Source organism: Clostridium gelidum, from assembly GCF_019977655.1.
Lineage (GTDB): Bacteria > Bacillota > Clostridia > Clostridiales > Clostridiaceae > Clostridium > Clostridium gelidum.
This window is the reverse complement of the sequence record NZ_AP024849.1, coordinates 3860487-3881958: the sequence shown is the minus strand read 5'-3', so window position 1 is coordinate 3881958 and position 21472 is coordinate 3860487. Positions and strand designations below refer to the sequence as shown.

21 protein-coding genes are annotated in these 21472 nt (G+C 29.6%); 18 read left to right on the top strand and 3 right to left on the bottom strand.

The window, feature by feature from the left end; translation table 11 throughout:
* Nucleotides 1-88 precede the first annotated feature (88 nt).
* The 3 genes from psyc5s11_RS17860 to modA all read right to left on the bottom strand — a co-directional run bounded on the left by psyc5s11_RS17860 (nucleotide 89) and on the right by modA (nucleotide 2904).
* Nucleotides 89-1135, bottom strand: coding sequence for a sulfate/molybdate ABC transporter ATP-binding protein (locus tag psyc5s11_RS17860; protein WP_224033835.1), 1047 nt, complete (start codon nucleotides 1133-1135; stop codon nucleotides 89-91).
* Complete coding sequence (gene modB / locus psyc5s11_RS17855) at nucleotides 1135-1812, bottom strand: molybdate ABC transporter permease subunit (protein ID WP_375541962.1); 678 nt, start codon at nucleotides 1810-1812, stop codon at nucleotides 1135-1137. Before modB ends, psyc5s11_RS17860 begins: the two co-directional genes overlap by 1 nt.
* A 276-nt stretch (nucleotides 1813-2088) precedes the next feature.
* The gene (modA, locus tag psyc5s11_RS17850; protein WP_224033834.1) at nucleotides 2089-2904 is read right to left on the bottom strand and encodes a molybdate ABC transporter substrate-binding protein; all 816 of its coding nucleotides are present in this window, start codon (nucleotides 2902-2904) and stop codon (nucleotides 2089-2091) included.
* A gap of 314 nt (nucleotides 2905-3218) precedes the next feature.
* Here modA and psyc5s11_RS17845 point away from each other — a divergent pair, with 314 nt between their 5' ends.
* From psyc5s11_RS17845 to nifK, 18 genes are all read left to right on the top strand, one after another.
* A complete protein-coding gene (locus psyc5s11_RS17845) occupies nucleotides 3219-3425 on the top strand; it encodes a TOBE domain-containing protein (protein ID WP_224033833.1) in 207 nt (68 codons plus the stop codon).
* Nucleotides 3426-3999: 574 nt separating this feature from the next.
* Entirely contained in the window at nucleotides 4000-5016 is a 1017-nt protein-coding gene (locus tag psyc5s11_RS17840) for a FecCD family ABC transporter permease (RefSeq protein WP_224038220.1), read from the top strand.
* A complete protein-coding gene (locus psyc5s11_RS17835) occupies nucleotides 5013-5795 on the top strand; it encodes an ABC transporter ATP-binding protein (protein WP_224033832.1) in 783 nt (260 codons plus the stop codon). Before psyc5s11_RS17840 ends, psyc5s11_RS17835 begins: the two co-directional genes overlap by 4 nt.
* A 94-nt stretch (nucleotides 5796-5889) precedes the next feature.
* The gene (locus tag psyc5s11_RS17830) at nucleotides 5890-6975 is read left to right on the top strand and encodes an ABC transporter substrate-binding protein (protein WP_224033831.1); all 1086 of its coding nucleotides are present in this window, start codon (nucleotides 5890-5892) and stop codon (nucleotides 6973-6975) included.
* Between the two features lie 51 nt (nucleotides 6976-7026).
* On the top strand, nucleotides 7027-7809 hold the full coding sequence (locus tag psyc5s11_RS17825; protein ID WP_224033830.1) for a class I SAM-dependent methyltransferase: 783 nt from the start codon (nucleotides 7027-7029) through the stop codon (nucleotides 7807-7809).
* Between the two features lie 19 nt (nucleotides 7810-7828).
* The gene (locus tag psyc5s11_RS17820; RefSeq protein ID WP_224033829.1) at nucleotides 7829-8455 is read left to right on the top strand and encodes a class I SAM-dependent methyltransferase; all 627 of its coding nucleotides are present in this window, start codon (nucleotides 7829-7831) and stop codon (nucleotides 8453-8455) included.
* 41 nt (nucleotides 8456-8496) lie between these two features.
* Nucleotides 8497-10023: an ATP-binding cassette domain-containing protein gene (locus tag psyc5s11_RS17815; RefSeq protein WP_224033828.1), complete on the top strand. Its 1527-nt coding sequence runs from the start codon at nucleotides 8497-8499 to the stop codon at nucleotides 10021-10023.
* Nucleotides 10024-10025: 2 nt separating this feature from the next.
* Nucleotides 10026-11051 (top strand): ABC transporter substrate-binding protein, encoded by a 1026-nt coding sequence (locus psyc5s11_RS17810; protein WP_224033827.1) that lies wholly within the window; start codon nucleotides 10026-10028, stop codon nucleotides 11049-11051.
* Complete coding sequence (locus tag psyc5s11_RS17805) at nucleotides 11038-12144, top strand: ABC transporter substrate-binding protein (RefSeq protein ID WP_224033826.1); 1107 nt, start codon at nucleotides 11038-11040, stop codon at nucleotides 12142-12144. The genes psyc5s11_RS17810 and psyc5s11_RS17805 overlap by 14 nt, the downstream gene beginning before the upstream one ends.
* Before the next feature lie 54 nt (nucleotides 12145-12198).
* Nucleotides 12199-13161 carry an ABC transporter substrate-binding protein gene (locus psyc5s11_RS17800; RefSeq protein ID WP_224038219.1) on the top strand — a complete coding sequence of 321 codons (963 nt, stop codon included), beginning with the start codon at nucleotides 12199-12201 and terminating at the stop codon, nucleotides 13159-13161.
* 145 nt (nucleotides 13162-13306) lie between these two features.
* Nucleotides 13307-14269: a helix-turn-helix transcriptional regulator gene (locus psyc5s11_RS17795; protein WP_224033825.1), complete on the top strand. Its 963-nt coding sequence runs from the start codon at nucleotides 13307-13309 to the stop codon at nucleotides 14267-14269.
* Between the two features lie 115 nt (nucleotides 14270-14384).
* On the top strand, nucleotides 14385-14993 hold the full coding sequence (locus psyc5s11_RS17790) for a Fe-only nitrogenase accessory AnfO family protein (protein WP_224033824.1): 609 nt from the start codon (nucleotides 14385-14387) through the stop codon (nucleotides 14991-14993).
* A gap of 26 nt (nucleotides 14994-15019) precedes the next feature.
* Entirely contained in the window at nucleotides 15020-15949 is a 930-nt protein-coding gene (locus psyc5s11_RS17785; RefSeq protein ID WP_224033823.1) for a hypothetical protein, read from the top strand.
* 543 nt (nucleotides 15950-16492) lie between these two features.
* Nucleotides 16493-17314 carry a nitrogenase iron protein gene (gene nifH / locus psyc5s11_RS17780; RefSeq protein ID WP_224033822.1) on the top strand — a complete coding sequence of 274 codons (822 nt, stop codon included), beginning with the start codon at nucleotides 16493-16495 and terminating at the stop codon, nucleotides 17312-17314.
* Nucleotides 17315-17415: 101 nt separating this feature from the next.
* Nucleotides 17416-17742 carry a P-II family nitrogen regulator gene (locus psyc5s11_RS17775; protein WP_224033821.1) on the top strand — a complete coding sequence of 109 codons (327 nt, stop codon included), beginning with the start codon at nucleotides 17416-17418 and terminating at the stop codon, nucleotides 17740-17742.
* Between the two features lie 24 nt (nucleotides 17743-17766).
* Nucleotides 17767-18150, top strand: a complete 384-nt coding sequence (locus psyc5s11_RS17770; RefSeq protein ID WP_224033820.1) for a P-II family nitrogen regulator — start codon at nucleotides 17767-17769, stop codon at nucleotides 18148-18150.
* Between the two features lie 18 nt (nucleotides 18151-18168).
* Nucleotides 18169-19761, top strand: coding sequence for a nitrogenase component I subunit alpha (locus psyc5s11_RS17765; protein ID WP_224033819.1), 1593 nt, complete (start codon nucleotides 18169-18171; stop codon nucleotides 19759-19761).
* Nucleotides 19761-21125, top strand: a complete 1365-nt coding sequence (gene nifK, locus psyc5s11_RS17760) for a nitrogenase molybdenum-iron protein subunit beta (RefSeq protein ID WP_224033818.1) — start codon at nucleotides 19761-19763, stop codon at nucleotides 21123-21125. Before psyc5s11_RS17765 ends, nifK begins: the two co-directional genes overlap by 1 nt.
* Nucleotides 21126-21472 lie beyond the last annotated feature (347 nt).

Below are 21472 nucleotides of genomic sequence, written 5' to 3'. Positions count from 1 at the left end.
GATAATTTTGAAGCGAAAATAGGCTGATAAATAGAACCTTGAAATGAATTTTTCGAATTATTTCAAGGTCCTAATAATATACGATTTATTAAAAATAGAAAATATTATCTTTGGGAAAAGTTAAGTAAACTGTATCTTTTAAAGATAATTTCATATTCTTTTTTTCAACTTTATATTCAATTATATTAGCTAAGGGATTAGTATCATTTTTCATGTAAACAGTAAATTCAAAGGGATTTTCTATAATATTGTCAATTATATAAGGAAAAGTGTTTATCATTTCATTATTTTCACGCGTTACTATATCATGTGCTCTTATACAAATATATTGAACATTTTCAGGAACTTCATTATTAACAATATATTCATGTCCCCAATTTTCAGCATAAATAGTATATTTACCAGTCTTTTTAGCCTTTGATATGTTTTTGCAACCTGTTAAAGTTGCTTCAGAAAGAGTTTTAGGAGCTTTAAATAAATCCTTTTTCTCTCGTTTTTCTAAAGAAACTCCATTTTCATAAACAATTATATCATCACAAACTCTATAAGCTTCAGCTATATCATGAGTAACAAAAATAATATTACCACTATACTCTTTTACTATAGACATTAATTCTTTTTCTAAATTATTTCTTAAATGTTGATCTAAGGCAGAGAAGGGTTCATCTAAAAGTAAAACATCAGGAGACGTTATAAGTGCTCTAGCTAAAGCTACTCTTTGTTGCTGCCCACCAGATAATTGCCAAGGATAATGTTTTTCAAGACCTCCAATACCAAATCGTTCTATATATTCTTTGCTTAAGGATTTTTTTTGTTCTTTTTTCATTTCAGAAATACCTATTTCAATATTATCAATTATATTCATATTAGGAAACAGCGCATAATTTTGAAATAGGTAACCTATCTTTCTTTTTTGAGGACTTAAACTAATAGCTTTTTTTGAATCAAAGAAAATTTTATCATTTACAATTATTTCTCCAATCGACGGAGTAATTAAACCAGAAATGCATTTTAAACTCATACTTTTACCGGAACCAGATGCTCCTAAAAACCCTAACACACCATTTTTATGTTCAAAATCAACCTTTAAATCAAATGAAGGAAGATGTTTTTCTATGTTTATATGTAACGACATTATTTAGTCCTCCTTCCCATAAGTTTAAGCTGAATTTCTGACCAATAGTTTAATATTAAAATTAGAAATAAGGATAAAGTAACAATTATAATAACCCAAAGCATTGCTTTTTGCATATCTCCACCTTCAGCGGCAAAGAAGATAGCAAGAGGCATTGTTTGGGTTCTTCCTGGAATATTCCCAGCTATCATTAAGGTTGCACCGAATTCACCCATAGCTCTTGCAAATGATAGAACAAGTCCACCTACAATACCTGGCATGGCTAAGGGAATAGCAATTTTATGAAATATTTTAAATTCACTAAGACCAAGAGTCCTGGCGGCAGAAAGGATATTAATATCTATTTGCTCAAAAGCAGAACGTGTAGTTCTATACATCATTGGGAATGAAACTACTATGGCAGCAAGTACTGTGGCTGACCAACTGAAAATTATAGAAGTATTAAAAAGTTCTAATAACTTACCTACAGGACCATTTTTACCACAAAGGAGTAATAAAAAGAAGCCTACAACAGTTGGAGGAAGAATTAGAGGTAAAGTAAATAATCCATCAATAAGTCCTTTAGATTTTCCTTTGAAATTTGACATCCAATAAGATATTGTAATACCTAAAAAGAATGTTATTATTGTTGAAATAGTGGCAGTTTTTATAGAAATCCATAAAGGCGCATAATCCATATTAATTCCTCCTTTAAATTTATTTTAAGATAAAATTACTGACCTGTAAATAAATATATAACATAAGGCACATTCAAAAAATAAACAGAATATATTGGGTCTGTTACTTTTTGAATGTGCCTAAATTAATATTTTGCATTGAAACTTAAAGGAAACTCGGCCACAGACCTTCGCTGAGTAAGTTCGAGTAGTCAAATGTATAAGGAAGTTAACTCGTATGCACGAGTTAACTAAGTTCGAGGATCCAAATATAAAATTTGGACTCTCACTTATCACTTATGCGATACCATAACCATATTTTTCAAATATTGTTTTGCAAGTATCAGTATATAAGAAATCTTCAAAGGCTTTTGCTACATCTGGATTTTTACTAGCTTTAATTACGCCTACAGGATATGTTATAGGTGAGTGTTTGTCATCAGCTATTGTCTCAATAATCTTAACATCACTACTACTTAACGCATCACTTTTGTAAACAAATCCAACTTCAGCATTTCCAGAAGCTGACCAGGCTAGTACTTCTTTTACATCCTTAGCAAAAACTAGCTTTGATGATACAGCATCTTTAAGCCCAAGTTTTTCAAAAACCTCATCAGCATATTTTCCAGCAGGAACACTTTTTGGTTCGCCAACGGCAATCTTTTTAACTTTATCACTAGTTAAGTCTGAAACACCACTTAATGTAGTATCTTTTGGTCCAACTAAAACCAAATCATTTTTAACTAAATCCTTTTTAGTATTTTCAAGAAGTAAAGATTTGTCCTCAAGTGCTTTCATTTGACTTTGACCAGCTGAAATAAAAATATCACAAGGAGCTCCTTGTTCTATTTGCTGTTGAAGTGAACCGGATGCACCAAAATTAACAGTTAGAGTTACATTTGGTTTAACCTTTTTAAATTCAGTTTGTATATCTGTCATTGCTTCTTTTAAACTAGCAGCGGCAGATATGTTTAGTTCTACTGGAGATTCAGTAGCTTTAGTTGCGGTATTCTCTTTTTGTGAAGACGACGTGTCTTTTGGAGTCCCACAACCAACCATTAATATAGATAACATTAAAATTATTAAAGTAGAAAATACAAATTTCTTTTTCATAAATAAAACCTCCCATTCATAATTTTTAATTAATAGTTATGTTTAGTTATGTTTAGTTATGTTTTACAAACATTTTCATTATGGTAACATTAATTAAAAAAAAATGCAACATATTCATGACTGTGTAAACAATTTATCGCATTTATTATAATAATGTAAAATAATAAGCCGAAATAAAGGAAAATATTATATTACTATGTATATTAAAAAGAATAATGTATGAAATGGTAAAATTATAATTTACATTAATATTTTTATATTATACAATAAATACAATCAGTATTGATTAAATTTAAATTTAGGAGGAAAAAATAATGAAATTAAGTGCTAGAAATCAATTGGTTGGTAAAATTATTGAAATAAAAGAAGGTGCAGTAAATGCAGCGGTAAAAATAGAAATTTCTAAAGATATTGTTATTTCTTCAACTATTTCTATGGAGGCTGTAAAAGAATTAGGATTAAAAGTAGGATCGGAAGCTACTGCAGTAATTAAAGCTACATCAGTTATGATTATGGCTTAAATAATAACATAATAAAAGAGAATGTCTTAATTTTAATTTAAGATATTCTCTTTTTTTCATTTTTTCTAAAGATACATAATTTTAATAAACAATTATATGAGCACAAACTTTATAAGTTTCAGCTATATCATTAGTAATAAAAATAACATTACCACTATAATAATTTAATGATATTTGCAACTGTGGAAGTTTTTATAGAAATGCATAAGGTAATTGCTACTGCTCATGTAATACTTTTCGGCAACATATGGAAAAGAACATATTGATATAATAAATTAAAACTTTGTAAAACATATTGACAAACTATAGCTAAATGTTGTTATATATAAAATATAGTTATGTTATGTTGCTTTTTGATGTGTTTTGTCTCAAAGAGTTTATTATAAGATCTCAATGAGGAGAATACAGAAATGTATAAATATCATTGGGGTCTTTTTTCATGGTTGAAATTATATTTAAGACTGTAATTTCAAAAGTACTCAAATAAGAAAAAATATATTGGGGGGGGATATTAGTGCAAATAATTAAAAATTCATCAGAAAAAATTAATCCAACAGATAAAAAATCACTGTTAATGTTTAAATCTAAAAATCATATTATGACTATTCTTGTTATTTTATCAATTATAGTATTTTTTACTTCTTTTACTGTAGGAAGATATGCAATTCCTTTAGATGAACTTGCAAATGTTTTTTTATCTAAAATTTTTGGATTGCAAAAAACTTGGCCAGATACAATAGAAACTGTATTGCTTAATGTAAGACTTCCAAGAGTTTTAGCGGCTATGATTATAGGAGCTGCTTTGTCTTTAGCTGGTGCAACTTATCAAGGCTTATTTAAAAATCCTATGGTATCACCAGATATATTAGGAGCATCTGCTGGTGCAGGTTTTGGCGCTTCTATAGCGATTTTATTGTCTTTTAATATTTTAGGAATACAAGTTTCTGCATTTATATTTGGAATGGGTGCTGTAATGCTAACTTACATAATTAGTACGATAATTGGTCGTAATAATAATGCGATTTTAGTATTAGTGCTTACAGGAATGGTAGTTTCGACACTTTTTTCATCATTTATATCAATGACAAAGTATGTAGCGGATCCAAATAGCAAATTACCAGCTATAACTTTTTGGTTAATGGGTGGGCTTTCATCAATAAATTCAAAAGATGTGTTAATTCTAACTATTACAGTTCTTTTAGGAGCAGTACCTTTATATTTAATAAGGTGGAAGTTAAATGTTTTATCTTTTGGAGAAGAAGAAGCTAAGGCTTTAGGGATTGATACTTTCAAAATTAGAATTATAGTTATATTCTGCTCAACTCTTATGACAGCTGCATGTGTATCACTAAGTGGAATGATTGGTTGGGTGGGGTTAATTATACCTCATTTTGCAAGAATGCTTGTAGGTCCTAATTATAAAATATTAATTCCAACGTCCATATTAATCGGAAGTACATATCTTCTTATTGTTGACGATATAGCGAGAAGTTTATTTTCTATAGAAATACCTCTTGGTATATTAACTTCACTTATAGGTGCACCTTTCTTTATATTTATGCTTTTGAAAGGAAAGAGGGGATGGATATGAAGCTAGATATTATAAATGTATCTTGTGGCTACGGAAAAAGTACAATAGTAAAAGATATATCGATGAGTGTTGAAAGTGGAGAAATACTTTGTTTACTTGGACCTAACGGGGTAGGGAAAACAACTTTTTTTAAAACAATACTTGGTTTTTTAAAACTACAGACTGGCAAAATATTGCTTGATGGTCAAGACATTAATAATTGGTCAAAGAAGAAATTGGCAGAAGCAATAGGATATGTTCCACAAGCACATACTCCGCCTTTTCCTTTTAGTGTAATTGATGTAATTATAATGGGGAGAACTGCTCATATTGGAATGTTTGAATCCCCTTCAAAAAAAGATAAAGAAATTGCAGAGGAAGCAATGGATACCTTAAATATATCTTATTTAAAGGATAAAATATACACTGAAATAAGCGGTGGTGAAAGACAAATGGTATTAATAGCTAGGGCATTAACTCAACAACCTAAAATACTTGTTATGGATGAGCCTACTTCAAATTTAGACTTTGGAAATCAAGTAAAGGTACTTAAGGAAATAAATAAATTATCTCAAAAGGGACTTGGAATTATTATGACATCGCATTTCCCAGATCATGCTTTCTTATGTTGTACTAAAGTTGCCTTAATGCAGAAAAATAATACATTTACTATTGGAGCTGTGGATGAAGTAGTAACAGAAGTAAACTTAAAAATGGCTTACGGTGTGGATGTAAAGATAACTAGTGTAATAAATAATAAAGGTGAGAAGATTAAAGCTTGTGTGCCAATGATAAATTAACATTATTGCTAATATGCAGTAATGTAATTATAGATTATTTATAAGATGACTGATAATATGTCAAGATAAAATTAAAAATAAAGGATGTGTATTTATGAAAAGAAGTAGTAAGTTCATTTTAATTATTGGTTTCTTAATAATTTTTTTAGTAACTGGATGTAGTAATAGCACTTCACCTAAAAAAACAGAAGAAAAAGCTCCACAGACGCAAACAATCACTGATGCTTCTGGAAAAACAATAGAAGTACCACTTAAGATAGAAAAGATAGGGGATGCATGGCAAGCTCATAATGAGGTTTTATGTATGCTAGGAGCAGGGGATAAGATTGTCGCAACGATACTTACAGAAAAAGCAAGACCATGGTTGTACAAAGTAAATCCTAAAATGAAAAATGCAATAACAGTATTTGAGCCAACTAGTGTTAACACAGAAGAACTTATAAAAACAAAACCAGATATTGTATTTACACCTTTAAATGATAAAAATGTAAATAAAATATCAGATTTGGGTATTCCTACTGTTCAATTAAATTTTACTGATTTTAATGGTTTAAAAGATTGTTTCAAACTTACAGGAAATATTCTTGGGGATGATGCAAAAAAAAGATCAGATGAATATATAACATACTTAGATAATAAACTTGATTCTATAACAAGTATTACATCTAAAATACCAAAAGAACAAAAGCCTAAAGTACTACATGTAACATCATTATCACCAATTACTGTAGATGGAAGCAAAACAATAATTGATGCATGGATAGATGTAGCTGGTGGAATAAATGCAGCTGGAGAAGTAAGTGGAAATAATAAAGAAGTATCCATGGAACAAGTATTACAATGGAATCCAGATATTATCATATTAAGTAGTAACACTTTAATGAAAGTAAGCAATGGGAAAAAGAATATAGATGAGTTATTAACGGATGAAGCATGGAAACATGTTAATGCTGTTAAAAATAGCAAAGTATATTTTAATCCAGATGGAGCTTTTTATTGGGATAGATATAGTGCAGAAGAAGCTTTGCAAATTCAATGGGCTGCAAAAACTATAAATCCTGACAAATTTCAAAATATAGATATAGTCAAAGAAACTAGACATTTTTATAAGACATTTTTAAATTATGATCTTTCAGAAGAAGAAGCTAATAAAATTATTAATGATGAACCACCTGCATAATAAATAAAGTTGAAACATATTAAGGTAAATAAATATGAGAGGATGCTGGATATGAATATACAAGAAAAAATAAATAATTACTGGTCAAAAAGAGCTGACAAATTTAGTGAATGCAGACTTAAAGATTTAGAAGGATCTCAACGAAAAATTTGGACAAACATTATCAGGGAACTAATTCCAAATGGAGATAAACTTCGTGCTTTGGATGTGGGTACTGGAGCAGGATTTTATGCTTTTTTGTTAGCTGATTTAGGATTTAATGTAACAGCGATTGATTATTCACATAATATGATTGAAAATGCTATAAACAATTCCAAAGAACTTGGTTATAGTAACATAAAGTTTCTCCAAATGGATGCACAGGATTTGAAGTTTGATGACAGTAGTTTTGATTTTATAATATCACGTAATGTTACATGGACTTTGCCGGATCCTAAAAAAGCCTACGAGGAATGGTGTAGAGTTCTTTCGTCTGGAGGCAAGATAATGAATTTTGATGCAAATTATGCTCAAGGTTTTAAGTTAGCTGATGATAAAGGGATGGACTATAAAGAAATGCAAAATTGGATACCAAGTTCGTATAATAGGACAATGCAGAGTGAAGATTTGATACTTGAACGTAATGATTTTGCAAAACAACTTTATATATCTAATTTTGTAAGGCCACAGTGGGATGTTGATATACTTATTAAAAATGGTATTAATAGAATAACTATTGATACTGAAATTAGTAAGAAAATATATGTTGATGAGCAAGATAAAGAAAAAAGAAATGGTAATAACTTTGGTTCGGATTCTAATATGTTTATGGTGTGTGCTATAAAAGAGTTTTAATTAAGGGAGGTATGTAATTATGAATAAAGCTAATGAGTTTGATGAAATAGCTCAAAATGTATTTTTACCCATATATCCGCTTATAGCTGATCAAATAAAAAGAGAAACAAAAATTGATAAGGGAGTTTGTTTAGATATAGGATGTGGAGGTGGACATCTAGGTTTTGCTTTAATGAAAATAACTAATCTTGATGTAATATTTTTAGATAATAATAGTGATGCTTTACATATTGCTAAGAAAAGAAGTGAAGACCTTGGTGTTAAGCAAAGTTCAAATACTATTTTAGGAGATGTTCAAAATATTCCTATAGAGGATGAGAGTATTAATTTGATTATTAGCAGAGGTTCTTTATGGTTTTGGGAGGACAAGAAAAAAAGTATAGAAGAAATATATAGGGTATTAATAAATGATGGGATTGCATATATTGGTTGTGGTTTTGGTGATGAAGAAACAAAAAAACAAGTGTATGAAAAAATGAAAGAAATAGATGGAGAAGATTGGTCAAAAAGAAGAAAAACATTTACTGATGGAAATGATGCAGAATTTTTCAGTGGAATTTTAAAGGAAATAGGAATTAAAAACTTTAATATTAAAGATGATGAAGAAGGATTATGGATAATAATAAAAAAGACTATGGCAAATTAAAATAAAAGTTTAAGATTGCCAAGGATAGAGGGGGGAGTAATTTGAAATTTGTCACATTTTCAGGACCACCATCATCAGGGAAAACTGCAGTTATTTTAAAAGTTATTGATTGTTTGAAAAGTGCAGAAAGCAAATTTGGAGTTATAAAATTTGATTGCCTTACAACATATGATGATGTGCTTTATAAAAAAGCTGGAGTTGAAGTTATGGTTGGATTATCAGGGAATCTCTGCCCAGATCATTTTTATATTAGTAATATTGATGACTGTGTTAAATATGGTGTAGAAAAAGGTTTGGATTTATTAATAAGTGAAAGTGCAGGGCTTTGCAATAGATGCTCACCTCATATAAAAGATGTTTTAGCTGTATGCGTAATTGATAGTCTGTCAGGAGTAAATACGCCTAAAAAAATAGGTCCAATGCTTAAATTTGCAGACATAATAGTAATTACAAAAGGAGATATAATATCTCAAGCTGAAAGAGAAGTTTTTACTTTTATGGTAAAGTCGGCAAATCCAAAAGCAAAAATACTATATGTTAATGGCCTTACTGGTCAAGGAGCTTATGAATTAAGTTTGAGTATAAAAGAGGCAAAAGAAGTAGAAGATCTTGAAGGGAAAAAACTTAGATTTACAATGCCATCGGCATTATGTTCATATTGTCTTGGAGAAACAATAATAGGAGAAGATTATCAAACAGGAAACACAAAAAAAATTAATTTCCAAGAAATAAAATGTAAGTCAAGTCCTGTAAGTAGTTATTCTTTAGATGAAAATGATGAAATGATTGAAAAAGAGGATACAATTATTAAATCTATAACAATACTTGGCGGACATGATAAGAATGGAGACGCAGAAAATATTGAATTAACAATTAATGTAGGTGAAGTAATTTGTATAGTTGGTCCCACAGGGTCTGGAAAGAGTCGATTGCTTGAAGATATAGAGTGTATGGCCAAAGGGGATACACCTACAGGAAGAATTATAAAAATAAATGGAGAAAATTTAAATGCAAATAAATTAGTCGCTCAGCTCTCACAAAATATGAATTTTGTAATGGATGTATCTGTTGAAGAGTTTATAAGAATGCATGCTAAAAGTAGAAATGTTAGAGAACTTAAAGACATTACGGAGAAAATAGTTAAATATGCTAATGAACTTGCTGGAGAAAAATTTAGTAGTGATGTTCCAATAACACAACTAAGTGGTGGACAATCAAGAGCATTAATGATTGCAGATACGGCATTTTTAAGTATTTCTCCAATAGTCCTTATTGATGAAATCGAAAATGCAGGTGTAGATAGAAGTAGAGCATTAGAATTACTTGTTAAAGAAGGGAAAATAGTTTTTGTATCTACTCATGATCCAATACTCGCTTTACTTGGAAATAAGAGAATAATAATAAAAAATGGTGCTGTGAGTAAAGTTATTATAACAAATACAAAGGAAAGAGATAATCTTAGGATAATGAAGAAAATTGACAATAAGATGTCACAACTTAGAAATGCATTAAGAAGCGGAAATAAAATAGATTGGAATATGGAGAAATATTTTCAAGAGGAGGATTAAAAATGAAAAAGTTTCCGGAAATAAAATTAGTACCTGATGAAATGAGAGAAAAATTGGATTTTTTAGGACATATATATTGCCCTGCTAAAGAGGTGTTTTCAGAAAAAATAACAAAATTTTTAGAATTAAATAAAGAAGATTTGAAAGACATAAAAGCAGTGGTACCTATGGGTTCATGTGGAAGAGATGAATATTACAATGTTAATAAGATAAAAGATATTAATAAATTTCCAAGTGTTATAACTGGGGCTGGATTTACTGAATTTTTTGAAGAGGAATTTATACAAAGATTTGTAAATGAAGGATATTTTCAGCCTTTAGATTATGCAACAGATTTGAATACTACATATGAAGGTTTAGATCTTAAAGATCCTAAGGGATGTTATAATATTTATTCATCCTTTCCATATGTATTTGTTGTAAATGAACGTAAACTTAAAAACAGACCTGTTCCTTTAAGCTGGGAAGAACTTCTTGATAAAAAATATGAAAGAAGTATTACAGTTGGGCACACGGAAGAGGACATAAATGAAATGGTTCTTTTGCACACTTATAAAAATTTTGGAGAAGAAGGTATTAAAGCTTTAGCAAGAAATATAAATGCACCTATGGAAACAATAAAAATGGCAAAGGCAGCTGGAGGAAATGTGGATAGTGAAAGTGCTATATATATAATGCCATACTTTTTTGCAAAAGCAACACCTAAAAAAGATTATTTAAAAATAATATGGCCAAAAGAAGGTGCACTGTTATGTCCTCTTTATGTAATGATTAAAAAACATAGAGAAAGCTCTTTAGATAAACTTATAAATTATCTTTATAGTGAGGATTTAGGACAAGAACTAGCTAATAAATATTTTCCCCATGTAAATAAAAATGTAGATAATGGGATTCCAAATCACGGTAAATTGTTATGGCTAGGATGGGATTATATTCATGAGAAAAATATAATAACTAGAGTTCGCGAAATTGAAGAGATTTTTTATAAAGAGTGGAAAAAAAGGGGGATTTCAAATGAAAAGAATTAGTACATTATTTTTAATGTTCATTATTATGTCAACTTTGTTTGTTGGATGTGGGAGTAATACTTCAAATACCAAGGAAGCAAAAAATACAGGTGTTACAGAAGAAAAAGCAAGTGTAAAAAGTATAACAGATATGGCAGGAAGAAAAATGGAAGTGCCATCCAAAATTAATAAAGTATATTGTTCAGGACAACCAGCTATTGTTATGATGCATAATATAAATTTAGACAAGCTACTTGGCTGGTGTTTTGAATTAAGAGATTATGAAAAAAAATATTTAGATCCTAAATATCAAAAATTACCAGTAATAGGAGCAATGCAAGGAAAAAATGGAACAGTAAGTACGGAACAATTATTATCTTATAATCCTCAAATTATATTATCAATGGGAACTATAGATAATAACACAGTTTCAGATGCAGATAAATTATCGAAGGACATTGGTGTTCCTGTTGTAGTTGTAGATAGTAGTTTGCAGAATTTAGATAAGAGTTATGAATTTTTAGGAGATTTATTAGATGAAAAAGAAATTACTAATAAATTAGCGGAGTATTGTAGAGAGACTATGAATCAATTAAAAGAAATAACATCTAAAATACCTGAAGATAAAAAAGTGAGAGTTTATTATGCAGGTGGAGAAAAAGGACTTGAAACAGCTTCAATAGGAAACTGGCATGCAGAATTATTAGATTATGCTGGGGCAAAAAATGTTGTAGATTTCAAAGCATCAGGAGGACGTAGTGAAGTATCTATGGAGCAAATTATAACTTGGAATCCAGATGTAATAATTGAAGCAATATATGATAATCATTTAGATGGTGTGTTTAATAGCACTGAATGGTCAGGCATAAGTGCGGTTAAGGAAGGCAAAGTTTTTAGTGCTCCAGATGAACCATATAACTGGGTTGATACGCCACCATCAAGTAATAGAATAATAGGCCTTAAATGGTTAGTAACTGTGCTATATCCAGAGTATAGTAAAATGGACATGAAAAAAGAAATAAAAAAATATTATAAACTATTTTATAAAGCAGATATAGACGATAAAACAGCAGACGAATTATTAAATACAACAGTATCACTTGTATCAAAATAGATTATGCATGGCAATAATAATACAATTATGATTGGGGTTGTGAGTGTGAGTAAAATGAAAAATATTATTGATAAGTCTGAATATGATGTTCTTGGATTATTACCATGTCCTATTAAGGTGCCAGTAGAAACTGGATTTGATGATATGATAAATAATTTAGGATATGAATGTGATTTTAAATATCTTTTAGAAGGTAATGCTAATTATGAAGTTATGTGGATGGATGAATCTTCACATATTCCGCTTAAGGAAGAACTACCAAAGATTATCATAAGTGCTGGAGTAAATAGTTTTTATAGAAAAGATTTTAGAACCAAAGCAATAGATGAAAAATACTTTAAAGAAGTTAAAGGAATTGAAGAAGATGTAAAGAGAAATGATTTAAGTGATTTAGAGGGAAATTATTATATAATGGCATTAAATTATTTAGTTATGGTTGTGGATTTAACTAAATTGAAAGGTAGAGATATACCTAATTCATGGGAAGAACTTTTAAATAGTCCTTTTAAAAATGAAATTGCTATTAGAGGTAAAAAGGGAAAGTATTGCGAAACAACATTGCTTGCAATATATAAAGATTATGGCATGGATGGAATCAAAAAATTAAGTAAACTTGTTGGGTATGGTGGACATCCAGCTGAAATGGTAAAGAATGCTGGAAAGGGAATGAAAGATTCACCAACAATAAGTGTTATGCCATATTTTTACGCAAAGCTTCTTAAAAATAATGAAAACATTAAGATTATATGGCCAAAAGATGGAGCGATTGTAAGTCCTGTTACCTTGCTAGTTCAAAAAGAAATTTCTAAAAATTTAGAAAGTGCAGTGAATTATTTTATTGGTGCAGAAGTAAGGGAGATTTGTAAAAATGCATCTTTACCACATCCAATGGATTATTTAAAGTACCTGGAGGAAAATAATTATAAGCTAAATTGGATAGGCTGGAATTTTATAAGCAATAATAATATAAATAAATTATTAATAGAATTAAATTCACATTTTAATAATTTACAATAAATAAAGTTCAAAAATACAATAGTAGACAAGATTATTGAGCTGTTATTTGATTTGTATCAAAATGATGTGTTTAAAATGTATTACTTGCTAGAAATTCTTACTTATAAATGATAGAATTAACTAATGCCAATAAGGAGGAAGTTCTATGGATATTGAAGAATCTTTAACAGCACTTGAAGTTGCTGAATTATTAAAGATAACTAAAAACACTGTGTATGAATTAGTAAAAAGAGGAGAATTGCCTGGTTATAAAGTGGGCAAAAAATTAAGAATAGATAAAACCGATGTTGAAAGTTATATAAATAATCAAAAGGTTACAAAAAGTAATAATAAATTTATGGCACCGAAAGATGAATCCAATAAAGAAGAAAACTTAAATAATATAAAGAAATTAGAGAGTCAAAATGATATTATAATATCAGGGCAAGATGTAATTTTAGATATACTCGCAGAAAATATTAGAGAAAAAACTAGTGACGTAAGAGTACTAAGATCCAATGTTGGAAGTTATGAAAGTCTTTATGATTTGTACAATGATAAAATTTCTATTTCGTCAGCGCATTTATGGGATGGAGATACTAATGAATATAATACTGCTTTTGTTAGAAAAATGCTTCCAGGAATAGCGTGTTTAATTATAAATTTAGCTTATAGAAATGTTGGTTTTTATGTAGCTAAAGGAAATCCATATAAAATAAATACATGGAAAGATTTAACTAAGCATAATATATCAATGATAAATAGAGAAAAAGGTTCTGGAATAAGAATTTTACTAGATGAAAAATTAAGATTAAATAATATAGATAGAGAAAAAATCAATGGATATAATATAGAAAAACAATCTCATTCAGCAGTAGGAAGAAGTATTGCAAGGTGTGAAGGCGATGTTGGATTAGGAAATGAAAAGGTAGCTTCTCAGTTAAGCGAAATTGATTTTATAAAGCTGCAAGAAGAAAGGTATGACTTAGTTATAAAAGTATCAGATTTAAAATATCCAATATACAAAATGATCATAGATACTATACAAAGTGAAGAATTTAAAAAAGAAATTGAAGTTTTAGGAGGATATAATTTAAAAGATACAGGTAAAATACTTGCTAAAACTTAGGCAATAATATAATATGAGATTAATAGAATATTTTAGGTGCAAAGACGCAGTGATTTTACTGTGTCTTTTTTGTTTAGGCGCAATCAAAAAAATAAAATTTATGAGGAGTGATATTATGAATGAAATAGCAGTATTTCTTGATGAAAGAAATGAAATAAGTTCTTTTATAGAATCAAAGTGTGTTAAGATTTTTGAAAAAAAAGAAGATTTATGGAAAGCAAAAAAAGAAGTATCAGTAGAAATATCAATTGATGGAAAAGGAGTAAGAGAAATAAGAGAAGAGTATTTAAATTTAATAAAACAAATGGAAGAATGCAAAATTGTTATAGTAAATAAAGCCTTTGGAATTCCATATAGTGTATTTTATGCAGAAGATTTTAGTGTTTGGGAACTAGAAGGAAATCCACTAAACTTTTTAGATGAAATTATAATTAAAGAAAAAGAAGAAGAAGAAAGAGAAGAAAATCAAGAAGAAATTGCAAAAGAACTTGGAGAAGGACATTTTTATATAGATTTAATGGAATTAGAACTTTCCAAACCAGAACTGTCATCTAAAAAGGTGATAATTCCATTTTTAGAGAAGGATGAAGTAAAAAAAATAGAAATACATTGTTGCCATGTACCACCTTGGATTATAAAAGAAAAAGATAAAGGGAAAATAACATTAAAAGTTGAGGAAATTAAAAGAAATGAGTATAATGTAACTATAGAAAAATACAATTAGTCTTATAGGAAAAGGAGGATAAAACTATGGAAATAATAAAAACAAAATTTGGAATTTTAAATGATACATTTGTCGCTGAATATTATCCTACTGGAGAAGTAGAAGGATACAAGTTAGAAGAAAAAAGTGAACTTGATATTTTAGGGTACAAGCTAATACCTTCATATGGATTTCCAGATCTAAGGAAAAAGGAATTCCCATCAGTAAAAGTTTATAAAAGTGGAAATATAAAATGTATTTCATTAAATGAACTAACTTCCATTAAAACTAAGATGGGAGAGTATGAAGTTGAAAAAATTACATTTTATGAAGAGGGAGCAATTAATAGATTGTTTTTGTTAGATGGTAAATTATCTGGATATTGGTCTGAAGATGATGAATATAATTTAGCAAAAACACATAAATTTAACTTTGAGTTTGCATCTTTTGAAGCTAAAGTTATGACTCTACATTTTTATGAAAATTGTGAGCTGAAGAGTATAACTTTATGGCCTAAGGAAAAAGTCAATCTTACTTTAAAAGACTATAAGATTACAGGCAGAATAGGATTTTCCTTATATGAAAGTGGCAAACTTAAATCATGTGAACCTTTTAGACCAACTACTATAAATACGATTATTGGAGATATAGAGGCCTATGATGTTAATGCCATAGGAATTCATGGAGATGAAAATTCTCTTAAGTTTTATGAAGATGGTAAGATAAAATCACTTATTACTTCTAGAAATACAATAACAGTTACTACTTCGGAAGGAGACACAATATATCATACGCCAAAAAAATTAAGGATATATTCTAATAGTGAAGTTATGGATACTATATCATTAACTATAGAATTTAGAGATAATTTAGTTATAATAGATAATAAATATGAGTATGATATTAAAGAAAATAAGTTTGAAGTAAGGAGTTTTGGAGAAAAGCAACTTACACTTGTGGGCGATTTAAATAAGTGATTTTTTGTGAATTATGGTAAAAGTGATATTTTGTTATCAAATTGATAAAAGTGTATCGTTATCATTGCAAATGTCATAGAAAAATGAAAAAGAGCTTGCAATACTAATTATTTGTGATATGATAATTTCAATAACAAAAACAAATCAAAAAAAACAGCAACTCATTACAGATATTATAAAATTTGAAAAAGAGTTTGCAAGATGAAAATTTTATGATATAGTAATTTAAATAACTAAATAAAAATTAATTACTTACAATTAAGGCAATGAAGTCTAAGTTTTTAACTCAATGAAGAAGTTAAATCTTGGATTTTTTTTATTAAATGAAGGACGAAGGAGTCTACTTTATATAACTTTAGCGGTTATACAAAATAGATTCTTTTTTTTAAACTATTTTTTAGTTATATTAATACAATTAAGTTATAATGTCCCAAAAGGGCTTATATAAAGTGAAACTTTTCAGTTGGAGTTTTACTCCAGTTGATTTAGTTAAACAACTAGACATGGATAAAATCTATTTTAAATTAAGAGGAGGAAATTAGTATGAGACAAGTTGCGATTTATGGAAAAGGTGGTATAGGAAAATCTACTACCACTCAAAATTTAACATCAGCATTAGCTGAAATGGGAAAGAAAATAATGATAGTAGGGTGTGATCCTAAAGCAGATTCAACAAGATTAGTACTTGGAGGATTAGCACAAAAAACAGTTCTAGATACTTTAAGAGAAGAAGGAGATGACATCGAATTAGATGCAATCTTAAAACCTGGATACGGTGGAATAATGTGTGTTGAATCAGGAGGCCCAGAACCAGGAGTTGGATGTGCAGGTCGTGGAATCATTACAGCAATAGGAATGCTTGAACAATTAGGAGCATATACACCAGAATTAGATTATGTTTTCTACGATGTACTTGGAGATGTTGTGTGTGGTGGATTCGCAATGCCAATGAGAGAAGGAAAAGCTCAAGAAATATATATAGTTGCAAGTGGAGAAATGATGGCATTATATGCAGCTAATAATATATCAAAAGGTATTATGAAATATGCAACAACAGGTGGAGTTAGACTTGGTGGTATCATTTGTAACAGTAGAAAAGTTGATAAAGAATTAGATCTTTTAAAAGCTTTCGCAGAAGAACTTGGAAGTCAATTAATTCACTTTGTACCAAGAGATAATATGGTTCAAAGAGCAGAAATTCATAAGCAAACAGTTATAGAATTTGATCCAAAAGCAGATCAAGCAGATGAATACAGAGCACTTGCTAAGGCAATAGATGACAATAAAATGTTTGTTATTCCAAAACCAATGTCTCAAGAAAGACTAGAAGAAATATTAATGGAATATGGTTTAATGGATATCTAGGATAAAGAAAAACATATTATTAAAATAACCATAATTTAAAACCAAATGTGTTTAAATCTATATCTAAAAACAAAATATTTTATAGAAGGAGAGAAAAATATATGTATATGATTCGTGCGATAATAAGACCAGAAAGGGTTAGTACAGTACTTTCAGAATTACTAGATGCTGGTTTTCCAGAAGTTACAAAAATGGAGGTTTTTGGACGAGGTAAGCAAAAGGGAATTAAAGTTGGAGAAATTCATTATGATGAACTTCCAAAAGAAATGCTTTTAATCGCAGTAAAAGATGAAGATAAAGATGATGTAATAAAAGTTATAATGAGAAGTTCTAGAACTGGAGAAAAGGGTGCTTTTGGAGATGGTAAAATATTTGTTGCACCAGTTGAAGAAGCATACACTGTAAGTAGTGGAAAATCCGGATTATAAAATTAAATTAGGAGGAATAGCTTTATGAAAGAAGTTATGTGTATTATTCGTTTGAATAAAGTAAATAAAACTAAAGAATCCCTTGCAGAAGCTGGATTTCCATCAATTACTTGCAGAAAAGTACTTGGAAGAGGTAAAAAATCTATAGATATGGCTTTAATTGAATCATATGTTGAATCTGGTGAAATACAATCATCATCATATGGAGAAAATTTATCTGAAAGAGGTAGACTAATTCCTAAAAGGTTTATTACATTAGTAGTAAATGATGATGAAGTAAAAACTGTTGTAGATACAATAATGAGTGTAAATTCAACTGGAACTCCAGGAGATGGGAAAATATTTATACTACCAATCGAAGAAGTATATAGAGTTAGAGATGGACAAACAGGAGAAAGTGCAATTTAAAGTGTGGAGGTGAGGCAAATGAGTAATAAAGTATTAGATAGTGTATTAGATAAATATAGTGCAAAAGTATACAAAAACAGAAAAAAACATATATTAGACATTGAAAATGAAACAGAAGAAATTGATGCAAATAGAAGAACTATGCCGGGAATGCTGACACATAGAGGTTGTTGTTATGCAGGCTGTAAAGGAGTTGTTCTTGGACCTATAAAAGATATTGTAGTTTTAACTCATGGTCCTATAGGGTGTGGATATTATTCTTGGGGAACAAGAAGAAATAAAGCTTCAGTTCAAGATGGAGATGGAAGTTTTATCCAATATTGTTTCAGTACTAATTTAGGAGACAGTGATATTGTATTTGGTGGAGAAAAGAAATTAAAAGCCGCAATTAAAGAAATTGTAGAGATATTTAATCCAAAAGCAATATTTATTTGTTCAACATGTCCAGTTGGATTAATCGGTGATGATCTTCCAGCAGTTGCAGTAGAAGTTAAGCAAATGTATGGAATTGAGTGTATATCTTTTGCTTGCGAAGGTTATAAAGGTGTATCACAATCTGCTGGTCACCATATTGCAAATAACAAGATAATCAAATCCATAATAGGAACAAAAGATCATACACCTAAGACACATTCAGTTAACATTCTTGGAGAATATAACATAGGTGGGGACTCTTGGGAAATAGAAAGAGTCCTAAAGAGAATAGGCTATGAAGTTATATCAGTTATGACTGGTAATGCTAGTATTGATGATATGCGAATGGCTCACACAGCAGAATTAAACCTAGTTCAATGTCATCGTTCTATCAATTATATAGCAGAAATGATGAAAATCCAATATGGAACTACATGGCTTAAGGTAAACTTTATTGGAATTAAAGGTATAGTTGATTCTTTAAGAGATATGGCAAAATTCTTTAATGATCCAGCTATAACAGCTAGGACAGAAGAAGTAATAGCTGAAGAGCTTGAAGACATAAAAGAGGATATGGAATATTACAAGAGCAAGTTAACAGGAAAAACAGCAGCATTATATGTTGGTGGTTCAAGAGCCCATCATTATCAATTGTTATTAAATGATTTGGGAGTAGAAACAGTACTTGCAGGATTTGAATTTGCACACAGAGATGATTATGAAGGTAGAGAAGTAATTCCTAGTATTGTTGAAGATGCAGATTTAAAAAATATAGAAGTATTAGAAGTTGAAAAGATTGAAGGGAAATACAAAGAATATAAATCAGAAGAAGAAATACAAGAATTAAAGAAAACTATACATGATTTAGAAAATTATGATGGTATGATGGTTGATATGCCAAAAGGTTCAATCGTAGTAGATGATTTAAATGAATTTGAACAAGAACAATTTATTAAAGAACTAAAGCCAGACATATTCTTTACAGGTATTAAAGATAAATACACAATACAGAAAGGTGGAGTTTTATCAAGACAATTACATTCTTATGATTACAGTGGACCTTATGCAGGATTTAAAGGTGCTGTTAATTTTGGACGCGATGTAACTATGGGAATATACACACCAGCTTGGGGATTCGTGGTAGCGCCATGGAAAAAGCAATCTATATTAGAAGGAACATTTGGAGGTGAGGCATAATGTTAGATTTAACCCCAAAAAAAATAGTAGAAAGAAAAGCAGTTACGATTAACCCTAGTAAGACATGTCAACCAGTTGGAGCAATGTATGCTGCACTTGGTGTTCATGGTTGTATGCCACATAGTCATGGATCACAAGGTTGTTGTTCATACCATAGAACAGTATTATCAAGACATTTTAAAGAACCAGCTATAGCAACTACTTCAGCATTTAGTGAAGGGGCTTGCGTATTTGGTGGAGGTAGTAATATTAAAACTGCTGTAAAAAATATTTTTGATATATATAATCCAGAGATAATTGCAATTCATACTACATGTTTATCAGAAACTATAGGTGATGACTTAAAAACTTACATCTCAGATATGAATATTCCAGAAGGAAAGTACGTGTTACATGCCAATACTCCAAGTTATGTTGGATCACATATTACTGGATTCTCTAACATGGTCACAGGTTTTATTAATGGCTTATCTAAAACAACTGGAGTAAAAAATGGAAAAATGTGCGTAATACCTGGATTTGTTAACCCTGGTGATATGCGTGAAATGAAAAGAATGTTAAAACTTATGGGTGTAGATTTTACAATGATTCCTGATACAACTGGAGTTTTAGATTCTCCAATGACTGGTAAATATCAAATGTATCCAAAGGGTGGAACAAAAGTTCAAGACATCATAGAACTTGGAGACTGCGAAAAAACTTTAGCAATAGGAAGTTTTGCATCAGAAGCAGGTGCAAGTACACTAGAAAAGAAATTTAAAGTTCCTTACAATACATTAAAGATGCCTATAGGTATTGGAGCTACTGATGATTATATTATGGAATTAAGTAGATTTAGTAAACAAGAAGTTCCTTATGAACTTGAAGAGGAAAGAGGACAACTTGTTGATATAATGCTAGATGCGCATCCATATTATGATAAAAAGAAAGTAGCTTTATACGGAGATCCTGATACATTAATTTCATTAACTAAATTTGTATTAGAACTTGGAATGATACCTAAATATGTAATTACAGGTACTCCAGGAATGGCATTTGAGAAAGAAATAAATGCATTATTTGCAGAATTTGGTGTTGAAGGATCTATAGTTAAACAAGATTCAGATTTATTTTACTTACACCAATTGATAAAAAATGAAACAGTAGATCTATTAATGGGTGGAACTCATGGTAAATATATAGCAAAAGCTGAAGATATACCATTAGTTAGAGTTGGATTCCCAGTATTAGATAGATATGTTCACTCATTAATGCCAGTTACTGGATACAGAGGTGGTATGAGATTATTAGAATTAATGCTTGGTGCTCTAATGGATAGACAAGACAGAGATGCTAAGGATGAAGATTTTGAATTAGTAATGTAACGTAAATTTAAGGTATGTTCTAGCTGACCGAAATCAAATACATTTTTATTCCGCAGGACTATGAAAATATCACTGAAAGTACTAAATGGAAGCTTGCACCCACATTAGCTTGCTCCCACTTTCAGTGTGACAAGCTAATGTGGAACAAGCTTCCATTAAGTACTTTTAGCAGTGAAATTTTCAAATGCCTGCTTCACAAAAATGTATTTGATTTCTAGTGTATGTATGTACTTAAAGTTTAGTAAATGTGTATTTGAATTACTCTAACAAGTATAATCAGGAATTTTATTTTCCATAAAGTGTGTAAAATAGTATAAATAAAAAGATATGCACATATAAAAGAAGCA

Excerpts from the sequence above, each read along its gene's own strand:
- psyc5s11_RS17860 (WP_224033835.1), bottom strand. The coding sequence starts at position 1,135 with ATGTCGTTACATATAAACATAGAAAAACATCTTCCTTCATTTGATTTA.
- modB (WP_375541962.1), bottom strand. The coding sequence starts at position 1,812 with ATGGATTATGCGCCTTTATGGATTTCTATAAAAACTGCCACTATTTCA.
- modA (WP_224033834.1), bottom strand. The coding sequence starts at position 2,904 with ATGAAAAAGAAATTTGTATTTTCTACTTTAATAATTTTAATGTTATCT.
- psyc5s11_RS17845 (WP_224033833.1), top strand. The coding sequence starts at position 3,219 with ATGAAATTAAGTGCTAGAAATCAATTGGTTGGTAAAATTATTGAAATA.
- psyc5s11_RS17840 (WP_224038220.1), top strand. The coding sequence starts at position 4,000 with ATGTTTAAATCTAAAAATCATATTATGACTATTCTTGTTATTTTATCA.
- psyc5s11_RS17835 (WP_224033832.1), top strand. The coding sequence starts at position 5,013 with ATGAAGCTAGATATTATAAATGTATCTTGTGGCTACGGAAAAAGTACA.
- psyc5s11_RS17830 (WP_224033831.1), top strand. The coding sequence starts at position 5,890 with ATGAAAAGAAGTAGTAAGTTCATTTTAATTATTGGTTTCTTAATAATT.
- psyc5s11_RS17825 (WP_224033830.1), top strand. The coding sequence starts at position 7,027 with ATGAATATACAAGAAAAAATAAATAATTACTGGTCAAAAAGAGCTGAC.
- psyc5s11_RS17820 (WP_224033829.1), top strand. The coding sequence starts at position 7,829 with ATGAATAAAGCTAATGAGTTTGATGAAATAGCTCAAAATGTATTTTTA.
- psyc5s11_RS17810 (WP_224033827.1), top strand. The coding sequence starts at position 10,026 with ATGAAAAAGTTTCCGGAAATAAAATTAGTACCTGATGAAATGAGAGAA.
- psyc5s11_RS17805 (WP_224033826.1), top strand. The coding sequence starts at position 11,038 with ATGAAAAGAATTAGTACATTATTTTTAATGTTCATTATTATGTCAACT.
- psyc5s11_RS17800 (WP_224038219.1), top strand. The coding sequence starts at position 12,199 with ATGAAAAATATTATTGATAAGTCTGAATATGATGTTCTTGGATTATTA.
- psyc5s11_RS17795 (WP_224033825.1), top strand. The coding sequence starts at position 13,307 with ATGGATATTGAAGAATCTTTAACAGCACTTGAAGTTGCTGAATTATTA.
- psyc5s11_RS17790 (WP_224033824.1), top strand. The coding sequence starts at position 14,385 with ATGAATGAAATAGCAGTATTTCTTGATGAAAGAAATGAAATAAGTTCT.
- psyc5s11_RS17785 (WP_224033823.1), top strand. The coding sequence starts at position 15,020 with ATGGAAATAATAAAAACAAAATTTGGAATTTTAAATGATACATTTGTC.
- nifH (WP_224033822.1), top strand. The coding sequence starts at position 16,493 with ATGAGACAAGTTGCGATTTATGGAAAAGGTGGTATAGGAAAATCTACT.
- psyc5s11_RS17775 (WP_224033821.1), top strand. The coding sequence starts at position 17,416 with ATGTATATGATTCGTGCGATAATAAGACCAGAAAGGGTTAGTACAGTA.
- psyc5s11_RS17770 (WP_224033820.1), top strand. The coding sequence starts at position 17,767 with ATGAAAGAAGTTATGTGTATTATTCGTTTGAATAAAGTAAATAAAACT.
- psyc5s11_RS17765 (WP_224033819.1), top strand. The coding sequence starts at position 18,169 with ATGAGTAATAAAGTATTAGATAGTGTATTAGATAAATATAGTGCAAAA.
- nifK (WP_224033818.1), top strand. The coding sequence starts at position 19,761 with ATGTTAGATTTAACCCCAAAAAAAATAGTAGAAAGAAAAGCAGTTACG.